The sequence below is a fragment of the Pseudoalteromonas rubra genome (assembly GCF_005886805.2).
GTDB classification, from domain to species: domain Bacteria; phylum Pseudomonadota; class Gammaproteobacteria; order Enterobacterales; family Alteromonadaceae; genus Pseudoalteromonas; species Pseudoalteromonas rubra_D.
The window spans coordinates 3,280,955-3,300,608 of the sequence record NZ_CP045429.1; the positions used below are offsets into that span (position 1 = coordinate 3,280,955).

The following is a 19,654-nucleotide window of genomic DNA, read 5'->3' on the forward strand; positions in this document are numbered from 1 at the left end:
TGACTACCTAAATTATGAATGATCTTTATCTTGTTCAGTTGACGGGTCGCTCTCAGCGTCTTTGTCATCGCCATTAACCACGTCGGCAATTTGCGCAAGGCGAGCCAGTGCCAATGCGTTGATGCTTTGATCCGGATACTGGCCATTCACCAGCGCTCCTGCTTCTCGCTGCATCAGCAAAGACAATGCCTCGTCGACTGTCGCGACCGCGAAAATATGGAACCGACCTTGCTGTGCCGCAGCCAGCACTTCGTCATCCAGTACCAGGTTGATCAGGTTGGAGCGAGGAATGATCACGCCCTGACGCCCGGTCAGACCGCGCATTTTGCACAACTTAAAGAAGCCTTCGATCTTTTCATTGACCCCGCCAACAGCCTGCACTTCACCATGTTGGTTAATCGACCCTGTCAGAGCCAGAGACTGATCGATAGGCAGCTGAGTGATTGCAGAGAGTAAGCCACATAACTCGGCCAGAGACGCGCTGTCGCCGTCAATAAAACCATAACTTTGTTCAATGGCAATATTGGCACTGAGCGTCAGGCTAAAGCTTTGCGCATACTTGTTACCCAGATAACCGGTTAATAGCATCACCCCTTTAGAGTGGATAGACTTGCCCAGCTCTGCTTCACGTTCAACGTCTATCACGCCATCAGCGCCAGCATATACAGTTGCGGTAATACGCGCTGGGGTACCAAAAGCCGTATCGCCAATGTGCAGCACTGTCAGACCGTTGACTTTACCGACGGCTTCACCGTCAGTAGCAATAAGCGTGTGCCCCTCTTCAATGTCGCTGAGCATATTCTCACTCAGCTGGCCGGTTCGATACTGTTTGCCGACAATGGCTTCATCGATATGTGGCGCATCAATCTCGCTCAACCCGTCCTGTTTAGCGTAATAGCTTGCCTCTGCCACCAGTTCCAGCACGTCCGCAAACCGCGCTGACAGCTTGTTCTGATGCTCGGCCTGACGATAACTAAACTTCAGTAAACGCGCCAGCGCCTCGCCGGTCAGTGTGCACTTCAAAGTCTGCTCACAGTACTCCTGCACCTTAGTGACAAACTGGTATTGTAGTCGGTCACTGTCCGGCAGATAGTAGTCAAAATCGGCCAGCACCCGGAACAATTCTCCGAACTCTTCGTCGTACTCACCAATGGTGTAATACAAATCACGCGAGCCCAGCAAGATGATCTTCACGTCCAGCGGGATCAGCTGAGGTTTAAGGGTAAAGCTGCTGCCCACCGAGCTGTCCTGATAGGGCAAGTCGTTTTTAATCTGGTGCGTTTTCAAAGACAGTTTGAGTCCATCCCAGACCTGTGCATTGGCCAGCACTTTGTCAGCGTCCATGATCAGGTAACCACCGTTGGCACGGTGTAACGCACCCGGCTGAATAGAGCGGTAACTGGTGATCAGGGTTCCATGGGCGTTGGCATACTCTATTTTGCCAAAGATATTGCCAAAGGTCGGGTTAGGCTCGTACACCACTGGCGCGGCCTGCCCTTCTTTAAACTCCACCAGAATATTAGGCGCAAAGAAGTCGCTCAGCATGCCTTTGGCATCAAAATCGTCTTTGCTCTCTTCTGACGAACTATCGTCATCGAGCCAGTCGAGCACAGCATCGACAATTTCTACCCGTAAATCTTTGAGGTAGCGGATCACACCAATGTGGCTGGCATACTTATGCTCCAGTGCCTTCAGCAGAGGCTTAGTCGCCAGCTCAATGGTAGTTTTCTTGAGCTCACGGAGCTTTTCTGACGACTCCCGCTTCCAGCGCGGTAACTCAATCAAAGCCTCAATCAGGCAATCTTCGAGCTTTTCAATGGCATCGAAGAAGTGTTCCTGAACCGCCTCCTCCAGTGCCATAAATTCGGCATCATCAAGCGCTTTGCCATCCACCACAGGGGCAAAACTCACCACCCCTTTTTCTTCCATCATAGCGACGCTTTTCTTTGCGGCCAGTTCTTCCACCGCACTCAGGGCGGCGTTGTATTTGTTATCAAAGTCCCTGTCGAGCGACTTTTTCTTACGCTGATAACCTGGGTTATCAAATGCAGCCGGAAACGTATCCACAACTTCATCAAGGAAAGAATCAATGTCGTCAGCCAGTACCTTGCTTTCACCTGCCTGCATAAACAAGGCAATGGGCTCTCTGTGGTCGTCGTAATTATTGACATACAACCACTCTTTGGGGGTCGGGCGAGTTTTACAATGTGCTTCGAGTTTATCCTTCACCATAGTGAATCGACCCGTCGCCGCTTCGCCCATGACAAACACGTTGTAGCCGGGCAACTCCATACCCAGAGCAAAATCCAGCGCACTTTGCGCCCGATTCTGACCGATAAAAGGTAAAGGATCCGGATAGGGGTTTTGCATGCACGTGGAGATGTGTGGCAAAGACACACTGGGAGCCAGCTGTTCGCTGCTCAAAGGCTTAATGGTTTTCGTCATTCCTAACTTCTTTCTCTTGGCCGGCCGCACGACATCCGCGCGCAGGGCTGTGATTAAGGGGTAAGTGCCTTACGAGCAAACTCACCGTGCCCACATTCGCTGCACGACGGAATTTCCAACGCATAATAGACATTCGTTTTATGGCCGCAATTTTTACACACTAATTGCCCCAATGCTATCCATTCCCCTTGTTTGTAAATGCCATCGTGTTGAAAGTCCTGCACTAATGCCTGCCATTCGAGCTGAGTGCGATCTTCCAATTGGGCCAATTCATACATTACGCTGGCTTTAAGCTCTTCCCAGGCCACATCATCGTAATGGTCTTTGTGTTCACTCAGATGCGCCAGGTCACGCTTTAGAAAATAACGATAATCCGCCAGCTTGTCTTTTGACAGCTGCTTAACCGCCTCCTGGGCATCCATAAACTCCCTGAGCAATTTTTTTAGCTCGTGCTCTTTGACGTCTTTCAGCCATAATGAAAAGTCATCCAGCCAGCGCTTGTAATCCGCCATGTTTGCCTCCCGACTCACGCTATTTCGCAGCCTATTTTCAGTGTCTACTAGTCAGTATAGTTCAGCTAACGTCACAGTCCTGAAACAAATCATCATCACTGTACCAATTTGCGCTCATAAATCCGCTTTGAAGCGCTGTGATCAGCGCGTTTTTTCGGGTATGCTATCGGCAATTTTCTAATTAGTTTGCAAGAAGTCTGGAAACGTCAATGCAAGAGCAATACAACCCGCAAGAAATCGAACCTAAAGTTCAGTCCCATTGGGAACAAAATAACAGCTTCAAAGTTGTTGAAGACGAATCAAAAGAAAAATACTACTGTCTGTCCATGTTCCCATACCCAAGTGGTCGTCTCCACATGGGTCACGTTCGTAACTACACCATCGGTGATGTGGTCTCGCGTTTCCAACGACTCCAGGGCAAAAATGTGATGCAACCTATGGGTTGGGACGCATTCGGCCTGCCTGCGGAAAATGCTGCAATCAAGAACAACACGGCGCCAGCAAAATGGACCTACGAAAACATTGATTACATGCGTAACCAGTTAAAGCTGCTTGGCTTTGGTTATGACTGGGATCGTGAAATCGCAACCTGCCACCCGGATTACTACAAGTGGGAGCAATGGTTCTTCACTAAACTGTACGAAAAGGGCCTGGTTTACAAAAAAATGTCAACCGTAAACTGGGATCCGGTTGACCAAACCGTATTGGCTAACGAGCAGGTTATCGATGGTCGCGGCTGGCGTTCAGGTGCCATCGTTGAGCAAAAAGAAATTCCACAATGGTTTATTAAAATCACCGACTACGCGCAAGAACTACTGGACGATTTGGACCAGCTTGAACACTGGCCTGAGCAAGTAAAAACGATGCAGCGCAACTGGATCGGTCGCTCAGAAGGTCTGGAAATCGACTTTAAACGCGCCGACAACGATGAGCACTTCACTGTTTACACTACACGCCCGGATACCTTTATGGGTGTGACTTACGTTGCTGTAGCAGCCGGACACCCGATTGCTCAGGAAGCAGCGCAAAACAACGCAGACATCGCTGCGTTTGTTGAAGAATGCAAAAATACCAAAGTTGCTGAAGCCGACATGGCCACCATGGACAAAAAAGGCATCGCGACCGGTTTCTACGCTATCCACCCGCTTACCGGTAAGCAAGTGCCTATCTGGGTTGCGAACTTTGTTCTGATGGATTACGGCTCAGGTGCCGTGATGGCCGTACCAGGTCACGATCAGCGCGATTATGAATTTGCCAGCGCCTACGGCCTGGAAATCAAACAAGTGATTGCCCCGGCAGCTGACAGCGAACTACAAGCTGATTTAAATGAAGCGGCGTTTACCGAAAAAGGCGTGTTAATCAACTCTGGTGAGTTCGATGGCCTGAATTTTGAAGAAGCCTTCAATGCCATCGCTGAAAAGCTGGAAGGTATGAATGCGGGTAAGCGTAAAGTGAATTTCCGTCTGCGTGACTGGGGTGTAAGTCGTCAGCGCTACTGGGGTTCACCAATTCCAATGCTAAATAAAGCGGATGGCAGTGAGCTGGCTGCCAGCGCAGACATGCTGCCAGTGCGTCTGCCGGAAGACGTCGTAATGGACGGTGTAACATCACCGATTAAATCAGACCCTGAGTGGGCCAAGGCAACCGTTAATGGTGAGCAGGTATTCCACGAAACGGATACCTTTGACACCTTTATGGAGTCATCCTGGTACTACGCGCGCTACTGTAGCCCACGTTACGACGAAGGCATGCTGGAGCCAGGCGCAGCAAACTACTGGCTGCCGGTAAACCAATACATTGGCGGTATCGAGCACGCTATCCTGCACCTCTTGTATGCACGCTTCTTCCACAAACTATTGCGCGATTTTGGTCTGGTGAATTCAAGTGAGCCATTCGAGCGCCTGCTGTGTCAGGGCATGGTATTGGCTGAAACTTACTACCGCAAAGATGAAAAAGGCGGTGACATCTGGATTTCACCAACCGACGTAGAAACCGAAACCGACGACAAGGGCCGCATCACGAAAGCCTGGCACAAAGACGATGGTGAACCGGTATTCTCTGCGGGCATGAGCAAGATGTCGAAGTCAAAGAACAACGGTATCGATCCACAAATCGTTATCAAACAGTACGGTGCCGATACCGTACGCTTGTTTATGATGTTCACGGCACCACCAGAGCAGACGCTGGAATGGTCTGACTCAGGTGTAGAAGGTGCACATCGCTTCTTGCGCCGGGTTTGGAAATTTGCCGTAGACGTTAAAGCTGCTGGTACCGCTGAGCTGGATCTGAACGCCTTGAACAGTGCACAAAAGACGTTACGTCGTGAGATCCACAAAGCGATTGCTAAAGTAACGGATGACGTTGAGCGCCGTCAGACTTTCAACACCGCTATTGCTGCAATCATGGAGCTGTCAAATAAGCTGGCCAAAGCGCCTCTAAAAGACGCCCAGGACATTGCACTGGCCAATGAAGCACTGGAAGCCATGATCATTATGCTGGCGCCTATCACACCTCACCTATCACACGAGCTGTGGGAACAACTTGGCAAGCAAGGCGATATTCTGGATGCACGCTGGCCTCAGGTTGACGCCGCAGCCCTCGTAGAAGACGAGAAGCTGATCGTAGTACAGGTCAATGGTAAACTGCGTACTAAGCTGACTGTGGCGGCAGACGCAACCCAGGAGCAAATTGAAGCACTGGCATTTGCCGATGAAAACGTGCTGAAGTTTACCGAGGGTAAAACCATACGTAAGAAAATCTACGTACCAGGTAAACTGTTCAATGTGGTAGCCAACTAATGGCTGCCCTGCTGAATACCCCTTTATTCAGTATGACAAGGCGCTGGCATGGTTTCATGCTGGCGTTGTTTGCCTGTGTGGCGCTGTCGGGGTGTGGCTTTGCGCTTAAGAAAGCCTCGTACCTGCCTGATGACCTCAGGGTCCTGTATCTGAGTGGCACCGACAGTAAGTCAGCGCTTTACTCAAGCCTGAAACAGGCTCTGAGACGCGCCCAGGTTGAGCTGTTGCCCTCTCCCAAACTGGGTAATGGTCAGAAGGCCGTAGAGTTGCACCTGTATCGTGATTCCCTTGAACGCCAGACACTAAGTCTGTTCAAAAATGGTCAGGTCGCACAATATGAGCTGGCCTATAGTGTTCGCTACCGCCTCACGCGCCCAGGGTTTGAACCTGTCGAACAGGAATTTGAACTGTACCGCAACTATCAGGATGATCCGGACAATGCCCTGGGTAAAGCGCAAGAACGTGAAATCATCCTTAGCGAGTTACGAGAGCTTGCCAGTCGCCGTATTATTCGCGAATTATCTCAACTCTGATGCGTTGTTATGCCAATCAATTAGCAGGCCAGCTTAAACAAGGCCTGCATCCGTTTTATCTGATTTTTGGTGAAGAGCCTTTCCAGGAAGCCCAGTGCGTTACCTCGGTGCGCCAGGTGGCTAAACGACAGGGCTTTGATGAAGTGATAAAATTCAGCCTGCTGCCCGGTTTTGACTGGCAGGAGCTGGTCAATCAGTACAACAGTATGTCGCTGTTCAGCGCCCAGACACTGATTGAATTCGATCTTAATCAGCAGAAGCCACCCACCCAGGCCGTGGCCATCTTAAAAGAGCTGGCGGCAAACCCAAACCCGGATGTGATTTTAATCCTCAAAGGAGCCAAGGCCTCGCAGGATATTCAGCGTAGCGCTTGGTTTAAAGCACTGGATAAACAAGGTTTGTTTGTGCCCTGCTATGCCCTCACCGGCTACCATCTGCAACGCTGGCTCGACGATGAGTGCAAGCGGCTCAAGTTGAACCTCAATAATGATGCCAAACGCAGTCTGCTGCAGGCGACTGAAGGCAACCTGCTGGCAACCCATCAGGAGCTGGAAAAGCTATCTCTGTTGTATAAAAATACCCCCATCGATCAGGAAAAACTGCTCAGCGGTCTGCTCAATCAGGCTAAGTTTGATATCTTTGACCTAAACGATGGGCTATTACGTGGCAACCCTCGTACTTTAATCAAAGTATTGAATAAATTAGCTCACGATAATGTTGAGCCTGCCAGCATTGCCTGGACACTGCACAACCAGGCTCAGCTGTTGCTCAACCTTAAACACTTAATACAAGCAGGCACACCGACACCGGATGCATTCAAAAAACACAATGTGTGGAAAAATCAGCAGCAGAGCACCCAGCAAGCCCTTGATCGACTGAACACTGCGCAACTGGAACAATTGCTCGTGCTGCTGGCCGAATTTGATTCCGCTTATAAGCGCAATATTCTGGTTGCGCCTTACCAGGCGTTGGCACACATTGCACTGAGCTTTTGCCAGTCTCTGCCTTTTTCTCTGCCCTACGAGGAGTTGGCATGATAGCAGTGTTCGGCGGTACCTTTGATCCTGTGCATCTGGGTCACATCAATATGGCCACACAGTGCATGGCTGTACTCACACTTTCCGAACTGCGCTTTATCCCCAACGCCGTACCTGTTCACAAAAAAGGTCCTTCTATCAGTACCGAAGACAGGTTGGCCATGTTACAGCTGGCCACTGCGCATGACTCCAGATTCACCATTGACCGAAGGGAACTCGAGCGCGATACACCTTCGTATTCTTTGCTCACGCTGGAAGAGCTCAAAGCTGAGTATCCAGATCAGGCCCTGGTGTTTTTAATGGGCATGGACTCGTTTAACAGCCTGGACAAATGGTATCGCTGGCAGGATATCGTGTCATTATGTCACCTTGTGGTGTATCAGCGCCCGGGCGATGCCTTTGCGCCGTCAGCGGCGTTGCAGACTTACCTTGAACAAGCGCGCTGTAGCGGACCTGAGCAACTCAGCACGCTGCCTGCTGGCCTGTGTTATTTTTTGCCAGGCCAACCGTTTGAGGCTGCGTCCAGTACCATCAGAAATGCGATAAAACAGCGCCAAGCTGTTGAACCTTGGCTGAATAATGCAGTCCTAAAGTATATTCAGGCACATCAATTGTACCTAAGCAGTAGCGACGACACCTAACCCGGACAGCAATGGATAGACAACCTCAGTCACAGACTTGAGTTTCCCCCTGCTAACCGTGTTACAATTGCCGCTTATTTGTAGCAAAGAGACAGAGATTTGGATTCAAAACAATTACTAGATTTTGCATTAGACAAAGTCGACGACATGAAAGCCCGCGATATCGTTCACCTCGATGTAAGAAATACCTCTTCCGTCACCGATTACATGGTTATTTGCTCTGGTAACTCCAAGCGCCATGTGCAGTCGATTGCCGACCATGTGGCCAAAGAAGCCCGTCATGCCGGTGAAACCCCGCTAGGCCATGAGGGTCAGGATACAGGTGAATGGGTACTGGTTGATTTGGGCGATGTAATTGTTCACGTCATGCAAGACCAGACACGTGACTTCTATGACCTAGAGAAGCTCTGGGGTTAATGTGAAGATCCAGCTAATCGCAGTCGGTACAAAAATGCCTGGTTGGGTAGAAACTGGCTTCAAAGAATACCAGCGGCGTTTCCCTAAGGATATGCCGCTGGAGCTTATCGAGATTTCGGCGGGTAAACGCGGCAAAAACGCCGACATCAAGCGTATTTTGCAACAGGAAGGCGAAAAAACCCTGGCAGCCATTCCCAAGGGCAACCGCATCGTGACGCTGGAAGTAACAGGTAAGCCCTGGGACACGCACCAGCTCGCCAGCAATATGGAAAAGTGGCAGCTTGATGGCCGCGATGTCAGTTTGTTAATTGGCGGACCAGAAGGCTTAGCGCCGGAATGTATCGCCGCCTCGGAGCAAAAATGGTCACTGTCCAATCTGACACTGCCTCACCCACTGGTGCGCATTGTGGTAGCTGAAAGCCTCTATCGAGGCTGGAGTTTAAATAACAACCATCCTTACCACAGGGAATAAGCGCCATTATGCTCAATCATAGGCCGACGATCCGTGATCACAGCGCAGAAGCAAACCTGTTTGCGCGTCGCGCCTTTATTGGCTTTGTCTTCGTGGTTACTCTGATAGGTATCCTGCTACACAACGTGTACAAATTGCAGGTGACGGAGCACGAAACCTACCAGACCCGCTCCAATGATAACCGCATCAAAGTCATCCCGGTCGCACCAAACCGAGGTCTGATCTACGACCGCAACGGCATCATTTTGGCCGAAAACCGCCCGGTTTATAACCTGGAAGTCATTCCCGAAGACGTGGACGATCTCGAAACTGCGCTCACGCAGGTACGCACCCTTATCGACATCAGCGATCAGCAGGTCGAAGAGTTTCGTAAAGACATTCGCCACAATCGTCGCTTTAAAAGCCAGATCCTGAAAGGCCGTCTGAATGAGCAAGAAGTGGCCACGTTTTCCGTTAATCAGCACAAATTTCCCGGCTTCAGTATTGAGGCCCGGCTGGCACGCTATTACCCTTATGGCGATACTCTCACGCACGCGCTGGGGTATGTCGCCAAACTGAATAAAAAAGAACTCGCCGAGCTGGAATCAGAAGGTAATGCCAGCAACTATCGCGCAACCCGGGATATTGGTAAACTGGGCATTGAAAAGTTCTATGAGTCTCGTCTGCATGGCGTGGTCGGCTCACAACGCGTCGAAGTCAACAATCGCGGCCGTATCATTCGCACCCTGGGCGTGGAACCGCCACAACCCGGTGACGACCTGGTCCTCACCATGGATATTGGTTTGCAGCAAATAGCCCAAAAAGAACTCGAAGGTGTACGTGGTGCCATTGTTGTGCTCGATCCTAAAGATGGCGGCGTACTGGCCATGTACTCTAACCCCAGCTACGACCCTAACTTATTTGTCCACGGGATCAGCAGTAAAAAATATCGTGAATTGCTCAACCCCGACAGGCCCCTGATCAACCGAGTCACGCAGGGTCGCTATGCACCCGCATCCACAGTTAAACCGCATTTGGCCATCCTGGCATTGGAAGAAGGGCTGGTCACAGAACAAACTAAACTCTGGGATCCGGGCTTTTTTCAGATCCCCAATGTTGACCACCGCTGGCGTGACTGGAAACGCTGGGGACATGGCCACGTTGACGTCTACAAAGCCATTGAAGAATCGTGTGACACCTATTTTTACCATACTGCATATCAGCTGGGGATCACCAAGATCAGTAACTTTATGAGCCAGTTTGGCTTTGGTGATTTATCGGGCATAGATATCCATGAAGAGACCTCTGCCATTATGCCCACCACAGACTGGAAGCGTCAGCGCTTCAGAGAAAACTGGTGGCCAGGCGACACCATTTCGGTTGGTATCGGTCAGGGCTACTGGACCGCAACCCCGATCCAAATCGCCAACGCAGTGTCTATTTTGGTTAACAAAGGAGCACACAGACCGCCGCATCTGGCACAAGTTGCCCGTCATGACAATGAAGTTACCCAAATGTACATCGATGAGAAACCCCCTGTGGTATTAGAGAACCCTGATCACTGGCGTATTGCCCTGGAGGCGATGCACAACACGGTCTACAAAACCACAGGCACAGCGCACAAAGCGTTTAAAGGTGCAACTTACGATCCTGCCGGTAAAACCGGCACGGCGCAAATCGTCAGTATCGCTCAGGGTGAAGAATACGATGCGGAGAAGCTACAGGAAAGGCACCGCGACAATGCCATTTATACCGGCTTTGCCCCTTACAACGACCCACGTATTGTGGTTGCCATTGTGGTCGAAAACCAGGGCGGTGGTTCTGCCATCGCAGCTCCGATAGCCCGGCGCCTGATGGACTATTATTTTGCCACCTACCCTAGTGACACGGAGGGACAATGAGCCCGTTGAATCAACAACGCACAATCTGGCAACGGCTACATATCGACCTGCCGCTGTTGCTTGCCATGCTGGCGATGATGCTCGGTAGTATCACCATAGTCTACAGTGCCAGCGGCCAGGATATGGACATGGTGGTGCGCCACAGCAAACGCATGTTTGCCGCCTTTGCCGCTATGCTCATTGTGGCACAACTATCTCCCAACACCTTAAAAAGGCTGGTGTTTCCCATGTATACCATCGGCCTGCTGATGCTGGTTGCTGTGTTGTTTGTCGGGGTCAGTAGTAAAGGTGCGCAACGCTGGCTGGATCTGGGCATTACCCGCTTTCAGCCGTCCGAAATCATGAAGATCGCTGTGCCTATGATGGTTGCCTGGTACATTGGCCGTCACCATATGCCACCACGCTTTATCCATATTATTGTTGGCTTTGCCATGGTGCTGGTGCCGACTTTGCTGATCAAAGAGCAGCCCGACCTGGGTACGTCTATCCTGATCGCCAGCTCGGGGATTTTTGTACTGTTTCTTGGCGGGCTCAGCTGGAAGCTGATCGGCTCCGGTGTTCTGCTGGCCATTCCGGGCGGATTTGCCCTGTGGCATTTTGGTATGCACGCCTATCAAAAGCAGCGAGTACTGACCTTTTTAGACCCTGAAAGTGACCCGCTGGGGTCAGGCTATCACATCATACAATCAAAAATCGCCATCGGCTCAGGCGGCATTGAGGGCAAGGGCTGGCTGCAAGGTACGCAGTCCCAGCTGGAATTTCTGCCGGAGCGTCATACTGACTTCATTTTTTCCGTGTTAAGTGAAGAATTCGGACTGACAGGTGTGGTGATTTTACTCAGCCTGTACCTGTTTATTATTGGCCGCGGACTGTACGTTGCCGTGAATGCGCAAGATGCCTTCAGTAAATTATTGGCCGGCGCACTGACACTGACCTTTTTCGTATATATTTTTGTTAATATCGGCATGGTTTCGGGCCTGCTCCCCGTCGTCGGGGTGCCCCTGCCACTGATCAGTTATGGTGGCACCTCCATGGTGACCTTGATGGCCGGGTTTGGCATTATCATGTCGATAGCCACAGATAAGAGGATGTTATTGAAGTGATCAAGAGGACGTTTAAACAGGCCGCACTACTGGGTTTTGTTGTTGTATTAAGCGCCTGTAGCAGTCGCTATCATGTGAAACAGGACAAAGCCCCCGTGCGCGCGCCTACCGAGCTGGAAATGCAGGATGCGCTAGTGACCAGCGAAGCCAAAAGTGTCAGCGCAGGTCGCCCCTACGAGGTTTTGGGCAAGCGCTACACGCCGATGTCGGATGAAAAAGGCTATCAGGCTGAAGGCACCGCATCCTGGTACGGACGGAAATTTCATGGCTACTACACCTCAAATGGTGAAGTATTTAACATGTTCGATATGACGGCTGCACACAAAACGCTGCCGTTACCGAGCTTTGTCCGGGTCACCAATGTTGAAAATGGTAAAAGCGCAGTAGTACGCGTCAATGACCGTGGACCTTTTCACGAGGACCGCCTGATTGACTTATCCTATGCAGCAGCCTACAAGCTGGGCTTTCATCATCAGGGTACAGCACAGGTTAAGATTGAGGCCATTACCATAGCGCGCGATACGCCCAGGCTAACCTATGTGCAGGTGGCCGCTGCCAGCAACATCGAAAATGTGCAGGCACTGGCCAGCACTTTGTCGCAGCAATTTCAGCTCGACACACCCATTGCCTTTGAGGACAACTTATACAAGCTAAGATTAGGCCCGATCACCGACGATAACACGGCGCAACAACTCTTAGAGACATTGCGCCAGGGGGAATTTAATCGCGCCTTCTTGCTTTACACAGAACATGAACTTTAAAATGTTCTGTAATGACTTTAAACATGCCGATCAACAACCAAAAAGCGAGCATAATGACAGTTTTCAAACCTAAATTTATTAAACACTTAGTGGGTGCCGTGTGTTCGTTCACCCTGTTTTCGGCCAGCGCGCAGATCTTGCCTTCGCCACCTCAGGTCAGTGCTAAGGGCTATTTCCTGGTCGACTTTACCACAGGTAAGGTCATTGCCGAGGGTAACCCAGACACCAAACTGGCACCGGCCAGTCTGACCAAAATGATGACCAGCTATGTAATTGGTACTGAGCTATTGGCCGGTAACATCTCCAATGACGACATGGTCACTGTGAGTGAAAAAGCTTGGGCAAAAAACTTTCCGGAATCTTCTAAGATGTTCATCGAAGTGGGTAAACAAGTCAGCGTTAAAGATCTTAACTATGGCGTGATCATCCAATCAGGTAACGATGCCTGTGTGGCCATGGCCGAACATATCGCAGGCAGTGAAAGCGCCTTCACGGATCTGATGAACGCCCATGCCGAGAAGCTGGGTATGAGCAATTCACACTTTGCCAACAGTCATGGTTTGGACAGCACTGAGCAATTTACCACACCTCGAGATATGGCCACTCTGGGTGCCGCACTGATCCGTGACGTACCGGAAGAGTACGCCATCTATAAAGAGAAGTCGTTCACCTTTAATGGTATCAAACAATACAACCGTAACTCGCTACTGTGGGATGCCAGCCTGGACGTCGACGGGATTAAAACCGGTCACACTTCTGAAGCCGGCTACAGCCTGGTGACTTCTGCGACCAAAGGCGACATGCGTCTCATCGCCGTCGTCATGGGCACAGCCAGCGAGCGTGCACGTAAAGTAGAGAGTAAGAAACTCCTGAACTACGGTTTCCGCTTCTTCGAAACCATCACACCTTATAAAGCAGGCGACAGCTTTGCCGACCAGCGTATCTGGATGGGTAACAAAGAAACGGTTTCTCTGGGTATAGCTCAGGATACACCGATCACCATTCCACGTGGTCAGCGTAAAAACCTCAAAGCCCACTTTGAGCTAGACAAAACCCTCGAAGCACCACTGGCGAAAGGCAGCAAGGTCGGTACTTTATTCTTGCAACTGGAAGGCGAAGACATCGCTCAGTACCCACTGGTTACACTTGAAGAAGTGGAAGAAGGCAGCTTCTTCAGCAAGATTTACGACTACTTACGTTTACAGATCATGCAATAACCCCGGTTTTAGTGGGTTTATAATCCAGGACGCCTCCCACCGGAGGCGTTTTTTTTTGCCGCAAAAATGCTAGAATGCCCGCCAAGATATGTAGTGTGCCAGGGTCTGTTCAGACCCAGCCAAGTAGTGAGGATACCGTTGTGGTAACACCTGTAAAAAATACTAAGTTTGACGAGTACTTAGAGTTCCCTTGCCCGTTTACCTTCAAGATCATGGGTCTGGCGAACGTCAACCTGACCGATCAGGTTGTGGCAAAGATGCAAACTTTGGCACCCGGAGACTATGCGCCAAAGACCAAACCTAGCAGCAAAGGCAACTACGAATCCGTCACTTTAGTAGCCACTGTCACGTCAAAAGAGCACATTGAGCAAATCTATACCGAGATAGGCTCGCTGCCAGACGTCAGATACGTGCTATAAGGCGCAAGCGAGATATGAGCAACCGCAGTATCATAGTTCGTCAACTGGGCCGTCAGGCTTATGAGCCAATCTGGCAAAAAATGCAGTCGTTTACCGACACTCGTGATGATGACAGCCCGGATGAGATCTGGCTAGTTGAGCACGAGCCGGTATTTACTCAGGGCCAGGCTGGCAAAGCCGAGCACCTGTTAGCACCCGGTGACATTCCTGTCGTCAAGGTCGATCGGGGTGGTCAGGTAACCTACCATGGACCGGGACAGCAGATGATGTATGTGCTGTTTAATCTGCGCAGGCTAAAAATTGGTGTACGCGAGCTGGTGACCTGGCTTGAAGAAACCATCATAGACATGCTTCAGGAACACGGCATTGAGGCCTATGCCAAGCCAGACGCACCAGGTGTCTATGTCAATGATGCTAAAATTGCGTCTTTGGGACTGCGGGTCCGTCGGGGTTGCTCGTTTCATGGTCTGGCGCTAAACGTCAACATGGATATGAGTCCATTTTTACGCATCAACCCGTGCGGCTATGCCGGCATGGAAATGGTGCAAACCAGTCAACTTAATGGCCCTGCTACGCTTATCGAAGCGGGCAATGGCCTGGTAGAACATATGCTCAAGCGCCTCGCGGCCGAGCAGGTTATACACACCCAGGGGTTTGAAAACGAATGAGTAAACCAGTGAAAATTGAGCCAGGGGTAAAGCTCCGCGACGCAGAAAAAATGGCGTTGATCCCGGTTAAAGTAATGCCGACCGAGCGTGATGAAATGCTCCGTAAACCGGACTGGCTGAAGATCCGTCTGCCTAAATCCAGCGAGCGTATCGATGGCATTAAACAGGCAATGCGTAAACATGGCCTGCACTCCGTCTGTGAAGAAGCCTCGTGCCCTAACCTGTCTGAGTGTTTTAACCACGGTACTGCCACCTTTATGATCTTGGGTGCCATCTGTACCCGTCGTTGCCCGTTCTGTGACGTCGCACATGGTCGCCCACTGAAGCCGGATGCAGCAGAGCCGGAAAAACTGGCGTTAACTATCAAAGACATGAAGCTTAAATACGTGGTGATCACCTCGGTTGACCGGGATGATTTGCGTGATGGCGGTGCACAACACTTTGCGGACTGTATTCGCGAAATTCGCAAACACAATCCGGGTATTACCATTGAGATCCTGGTACCGGACTTCCGCGGCAGAATGGACCGCGCACTGGAAATCCTAACTGAAACACCACCGGATGTGTTTAACCATAACCTGGAAACTGCACCACGCCTGTACAAAATGGCGCGCCCGGGTGCCGACTACAAATGGTCACTGGAGCTATTACGTCGCTTTAAAGAAGCGCACCCTGAAGTAAAAACCAAGTCAGGCCTGATGGTTGGACTGGGCGAAGAGATGCCAGAAATCGAAGAAGTACTGCGCGACCTGCGTGAGCACAACGTCGACATGCTGACCGTTGGTCAATACCTGGCACCGTCTAAGCACCATCTGCCGGTAAAACGCTATGTGCCACCAGCTGAGTTCGATGCGCTGAAAGAATACGCCGACGAAATTGGCTTCAGCCACGCTGCCTGCGGCCCGTTCGTACGCTCCAGCTACCATGCTGATCAGCAAGCTGCGGGTAAAGAGGTAAAATAACGCCAAATTTGTCGTTACTCTTGCCAAAGAAAAGCCGCACTTTTGCGGCTTTTCTGCTTTTTACAGCTCAAAGTTCCATAATTAATAGCTAATACCAATTTCACTTAATACCTGTTCAATTTAAAGGAGCAAATATGACGCTAACGGCGTTATAAATTTCTCATTTAGAACAACTAAATAGCAAAGTCTTCGTCTCGCCTACATGAATGTAGATGGCTCAGCGATAGCAGGACACGAGCGTGATGTTATCACCCCTATTTTCTGACTTCAAAATAGAACATTTAATTAAGCAAATTGCTATAACTTGTTAAATCAGTCTCAATATCAAATTTGTACCTTACTCTACATATCTTTAACCTTAGTTTAAGGACCAGTTTCTACATACTTTTAAACCAGCGCTTTAGGGGCGCAGTCAACCTACTCCAAGTGGTCAAAGACATCTAGATCTTAAAAAACGATCCCCTTAAAAACCAGTGCAATACGATTAATGGCAATTACAACGTGTGTGTCGTTTTCAATCAGCGATGCTAAGTTAACAGCCAACACGTCAAAACACAGCGCAGTGGGGAGAAATATCTCCTCACTTATTAGACTAGGATGATCGTATCGATAGCTAAGCCAATTCGTATGATCGATTAAAAGTGAAAGTTGCAAACTCATCCCAAGTTACCAGTCATTCAACTCAAAACCCATCCTTTGTTCAAAAAACATTCTTGACATATTCACAATTCGTTAATACTGTGGAAATGCGACTTATTATTCGCAACAACAAACAATAGAAGGAATTAATTATGAAAACGATTAAAGCTAAGCTACTACGTGCACTCGGCGTTCGCAGTGCAAAACCATCCACCTCAGCGAAGTATTTCTGGCATCACTACAACAACATCTAATCAATGAAATAGAAGGAATTGACTATGAAAACACTGAAAAATAAGGTGCTTCGGGCACTGGGCGTTCGCGCAACATCCCCTTCTCAGTCCAAGCGTTACCTATGGATTATGTACAACAATATCTGATTGATATTGCCTGACTAACCACAACTTAGAAGGAATTGATTATGAAAACACTGAAAACTAAGGTGCTTCGTGCACTGGGCGTTCGCGCTACCTCTGCCTCTCAGTCCAAGCGTTATTTTTGGATTATGTACAATAATATCTGATTGATATGACCTGAATAACCGCAATCTAGAAGGAATTTAACTATGAAAGCACTTAAAACAAAAGTAATGCGCGCATTGGGCCTTCGCACCGCCACTCAGTCAAAGCGCTATCTGTGGAAGTTGTATAACAACATTTAATTCCGCTCTTCAGCCCATGACCTAACCCATGGGCTGTTTCACCACCTCTCCCCAGAATGGCAACCCACAGAGCGAATAATAACAATGATGATACCCAAAGAGCGCCCTGACATTGCGGCAATGAGAGAAGATTGCAGTAAGGGAAAAGAAGATTATCAGGTTGACGACCAGAGCTATGCCTTTTTTAACCCACAAAGTGCCCGGCTGGCGAATCAGCTGAACTTTGCCGACATGACCCTGCCGGAGTCCCTGTTTGATACCCAAGACGACGGTCAGCAGGCAATGAGCTGGCAGCATATTCGCAGCGGCTGGCTTAAAACCCTCAAAGAGTTAGACACTCAGGCCGCGCTCAGTCAGGTCAAACAGACAATGAAGACGCATTTACTGGGTGCCGCAGGCAAGCCTGCTAACCTGGACCTGCTGATCCAGGAATGTATTGCATTTTCTGTCCTGGACGTAATGATCTGCGATCTCACCATACAGCAGCGGGCACTGATAACCCGCCACATGCGCGCCCAGATCCAGGTGTTACTGAAACCCGAAACGCACACTCGACTGAGACAATATCCCTTGCTCTGGTATAACCTGCGTGCGGCTCAGGTGATCCGCAAGGCGATCCATAAACGCCGAATAAGCAAGGAGCCCAGGCTCGACCTGCTACAAAGTGTTGTCGATAACTACGCTGCGCTGGGTATCGACAGAGCACTGGACGCCATGATGACCCTGGTCACCGCGATTTCCGGCCCGCCCGGCGCGGTCGCCAGTTGTATGGCAGCGCAGCTGCTGCAATCTCCCCAATGGCAAGACAAGCTTCGCACAGAACTTAACGCAGCCCCCACTCAGGTGCCCGCTCTGCCCTTTAAACACACACCGCAGTTACACTGGTTTATCAAAGAATCGCTGCGCATGTGGAGTGTTCCAATTGTATTTCGTGAGGCACGCTGTCCGTTTAGCGTGGGTAAACTGACCGTGCAGGCTGGCGATACCTTTTTTAACAGCAGCTACTTTGTGCACCGTAACGAGCAGTACTGGCCCGAGCCTCATGTGTTCGATCCGCTGCGCTGGCAGCAGGCAAACGTGCAACCCAACACCTATGTGCCATTTGGCTGGAACCCACGCGCCTGTGTTGGTGCGCAGCTGGGCACCAACCAGCTGGCTATCTTGTGTCAGCTGTTATTGTGTGATCTCAACATCACCCTCACGAGTCCGTCGGCGCTCGCGTTTGAAAATATGAACATCCCCTCTGTAGCCGGTTTTGAGGGCACCATTAGCGAGCAACAGGCATGAGATTAGAAGACACCGAAGAAAAATTTAATAAGCCTTTTCAGGCGCTGGACCAGGCACTGTCCAAGTGTCCTGCACACATTGAGTTTGAGCAGGACAATTACTATGTGACTGACTTTGACTCCGCGAAACAGGCGATGGGCAACCCCGACGGCAATTATGTTGAACAATCCGATTTTTTTAGCGTTAACGGCGCGATGTTTTCGACCCGGGATGTACAAATTGCCATCGGCAAAGACGCCATCCTCAGCCTCAAACGTTACTATGAGCAGCGTCGGAGCAAGATAATTGAGCAATTCAAACATCAGATAAGCCTTGGCCAGCGCTGGCCGGATAGTGCCAATGACCTGATGTACAATGCGTTTTATGACTTTCTGGTCGATAACCAGCGCAGTCCCCAGCTACGCAAACTGCTCGATCAGGTGCTCGTTTATTCTCTCTACAGTGGTCAAAAAACCCATGGGGCTGGATGGCGACGCGCCTTTATCCGCATGCGGGTGCACCGGGCACTGCGCGCAGTATTTAAGGCACGCCGCCAGCAAAGTCCGTATCAGGGCAATAACCGCGATGTGATTGACATCTTGCTGGCATCGAGCCCGGAAAACGAGTCACCCAAAGCGCTGGCACAGATTTTTTTATCCTTCTTTTTTGCCATTAACAGCTCCATGGCGTTTACCCTGGCCTGGTCTTTGTATTTTTGTGCCAAAGAGGGCGGCGTTTTGCACCCGGCCCCCTGGATTGTCAAAGAAGCTTTGAGGCTCTGGCCCGTCGCCTGGAACCTGCCCCGCACACCCAGTAAAGCCCATACCCTGGGGGAGCTGGACATCAAGCAGACGGATACCGTTACAGTATGCCCATACGTGCTGCATCGCCACCCGGACAACTGGCCGCAACCCGAGCGCTTTTATCCGCCACGCTGGGAAGATGCCCCTGCTGACGCGCCTTATATGCCGTTTGGCTGGGGCACCCATAAGTGCATTGCCTCTGCCTTTGCACTGACCTTTACCGCAGATCTGATTGGCGCGATACAAGGCCAGCAACTGACATTTGAGCAGCTGTCAGACGAGCTGCATCCGGAGCCTGCCATCGCGCCGCCCGCTTTTACAGTCACGGCACATAACCCGGCCTGATCCTATCCTGAAAAAGCCCGCTCTGCGGGCCTGCTCGGGGACCCAACTCCCTCACGTAACCTGTTGTAATAGTTA

The 19,654-nt window shown here is 50.3% G+C and carries 17 protein-coding genes; 15 read left to right on the forward strand and 2 right to left on the reverse strand.

The features are described 5' to 3' along the window. Positions 1-12: 12 nt before the first annotated feature. Positions 13-2,445, reverse strand: a complete 2,433-nt coding sequence (locus CWC22_RS14235; protein WP_138537673.1) for a Lon protease family protein — start codon at positions 2,443-2,445, stop codon at positions 13-15. A 53-nt stretch (positions 2,446-2,498) separates the two neighbouring features. After that, a complete protein-coding gene (locus CWC22_RS14240) occupies positions 2,499-2,957 on the reverse strand; it encodes a zinc ribbon-containing protein (protein ID WP_010382634.1) in 459 nt (152 codons plus the stop codon). Positions 2,958-3,166: 209 nt separating this feature from the next. On the opposite strand from CWC22_RS14240, the gene leuS reads away from it, so the two are divergent. The 15 genes from leuS (at position 3,167) to CWC22_RS14315 (ending at position 19,579) form a co-directional block, all read left to right on the forward strand. Then, positions 3,167-5,755 (forward strand): leucine--tRNA ligase, encoded by a 2,589-nt coding sequence (gene leuS / locus CWC22_RS14245; RefSeq protein WP_138537674.1) that lies wholly within the window; start codon positions 3,167-3,169, stop codon positions 5,753-5,755. Continuing rightward, positions 5,755-6,288 carry an LPS assembly lipoprotein LptE gene (gene lptE, locus CWC22_RS14250; protein ID WP_418949203.1) on the forward strand — a complete coding sequence of 178 codons (534 nt, stop codon included), beginning with the start codon at positions 5,755-5,757 and terminating at the stop codon, positions 6,286-6,288. Before leuS ends, lptE begins: the two co-directional genes overlap by 1 nt. After that, positions 6,288-7,325, forward strand: coding sequence for a DNA polymerase III subunit delta (gene holA / locus CWC22_RS14255; protein WP_138537675.1), 1,038 nt, complete (start codon positions 6,288-6,290; stop codon positions 7,323-7,325). Before lptE ends, holA begins: the two co-directional genes overlap by 1 nt. Next, positions 7,322-7,966, forward strand: a complete 645-nt coding sequence (gene nadD / locus CWC22_RS14260; RefSeq protein WP_125559858.1) for a nicotinate-nucleotide adenylyltransferase — start codon at positions 7,322-7,324, stop codon at positions 7,964-7,966. The genes holA and nadD overlap by 4 nt, the downstream gene beginning before the upstream one ends. 99 nt (positions 7,967-8,065) lie before the next feature. Beyond that, entirely contained in the window at positions 8,066-8,383 is a 318-nt protein-coding gene (gene rsfS / locus CWC22_RS14265; RefSeq protein WP_010382639.1) for a ribosome silencing factor, read from the forward strand. A 1-nt stretch (position 8,384) separates the two neighbouring features. Then, positions 8,385-8,855: a 23S rRNA (pseudouridine(1915)-N(3))-methyltransferase RlmH gene (rlmH, locus tag CWC22_RS14270; protein WP_010382641.1), complete on the forward strand. Its 471-nt coding sequence runs from the start codon at positions 8,385-8,387 to the stop codon at positions 8,853-8,855. Positions 8,856-8,863: 8 nt separating this feature from the next. Further along, entirely contained in the window at positions 8,864-10,735 is a 1,872-nt protein-coding gene (gene mrdA / locus CWC22_RS14275) for a penicillin-binding protein 2 (protein ID WP_138537676.1), read from the forward strand. Beyond that, positions 10,732-11,838 carry a rod shape-determining protein RodA gene (rodA, locus tag CWC22_RS14280; protein WP_138537677.1) on the forward strand — a complete coding sequence of 369 codons (1,107 nt, stop codon included), beginning with the start codon at positions 10,732-10,734 and terminating at the stop codon, positions 11,836-11,838. Before mrdA ends, rodA begins: the two co-directional genes overlap by 4 nt. Next, entirely contained in the window at positions 11,838-12,599 is a 762-nt protein-coding gene (locus CWC22_RS14285; RefSeq protein WP_416365155.1) for a septal ring lytic transglycosylase RlpA family protein, read from the forward strand. The genes rodA and CWC22_RS14285 overlap by 1 nt, the downstream gene beginning before the upstream one ends. Positions 12,600-12,652: 53 nt before the next feature. Beyond that, positions 12,653-13,816, forward strand: coding sequence for a serine hydrolase (locus tag CWC22_RS14290; protein WP_040644641.1), 1,164 nt, complete (start codon positions 12,653-12,655; stop codon positions 13,814-13,816). Positions 13,817-13,956: 140 nt separating this feature from the next. Next, positions 13,957-14,235, forward strand: coding sequence for a DUF493 family protein YbeD (ybeD, locus tag CWC22_RS14295; protein WP_040644649.1), 279 nt, complete (start codon positions 13,957-13,959; stop codon positions 14,233-14,235). 14 nt (positions 14,236-14,249) lie between these two features. After that, on the forward strand, positions 14,250-14,903 hold the full coding sequence (gene lipB, locus CWC22_RS14300) for a lipoyl(octanoyl) transferase LipB (protein ID WP_058796031.1): 654 nt from the start codon (positions 14,250-14,252) through the stop codon (positions 14,901-14,903). Continuing rightward, complete coding sequence (gene lipA, locus CWC22_RS14305) at positions 14,900-15,865, forward strand: lipoyl synthase (RefSeq protein WP_010382649.1); 966 nt, start codon at positions 14,900-14,902, stop codon at positions 15,863-15,865. The genes lipB and lipA overlap by 4 nt, the downstream gene beginning before the upstream one ends. A gap of 1,384 nt (positions 15,866-17,249) precedes the next feature. Beyond that, complete coding sequence (locus tag CWC22_RS14310) at positions 17,250-18,452, forward strand: cytochrome P450 (protein WP_138537678.1); 1,203 nt, start codon at positions 17,250-17,252, stop codon at positions 18,450-18,452. Then, positions 18,449-19,579: a cytochrome P450 gene (locus CWC22_RS14315; RefSeq protein ID WP_138537679.1), complete on the forward strand. Its 1,131-nt coding sequence runs from the start codon at positions 18,449-18,451 to the stop codon at positions 19,577-19,579. Before CWC22_RS14310 ends, CWC22_RS14315 begins: the two co-directional genes overlap by 4 nt. Positions 19,580-19,654 lie beyond the last annotated feature (75 nt).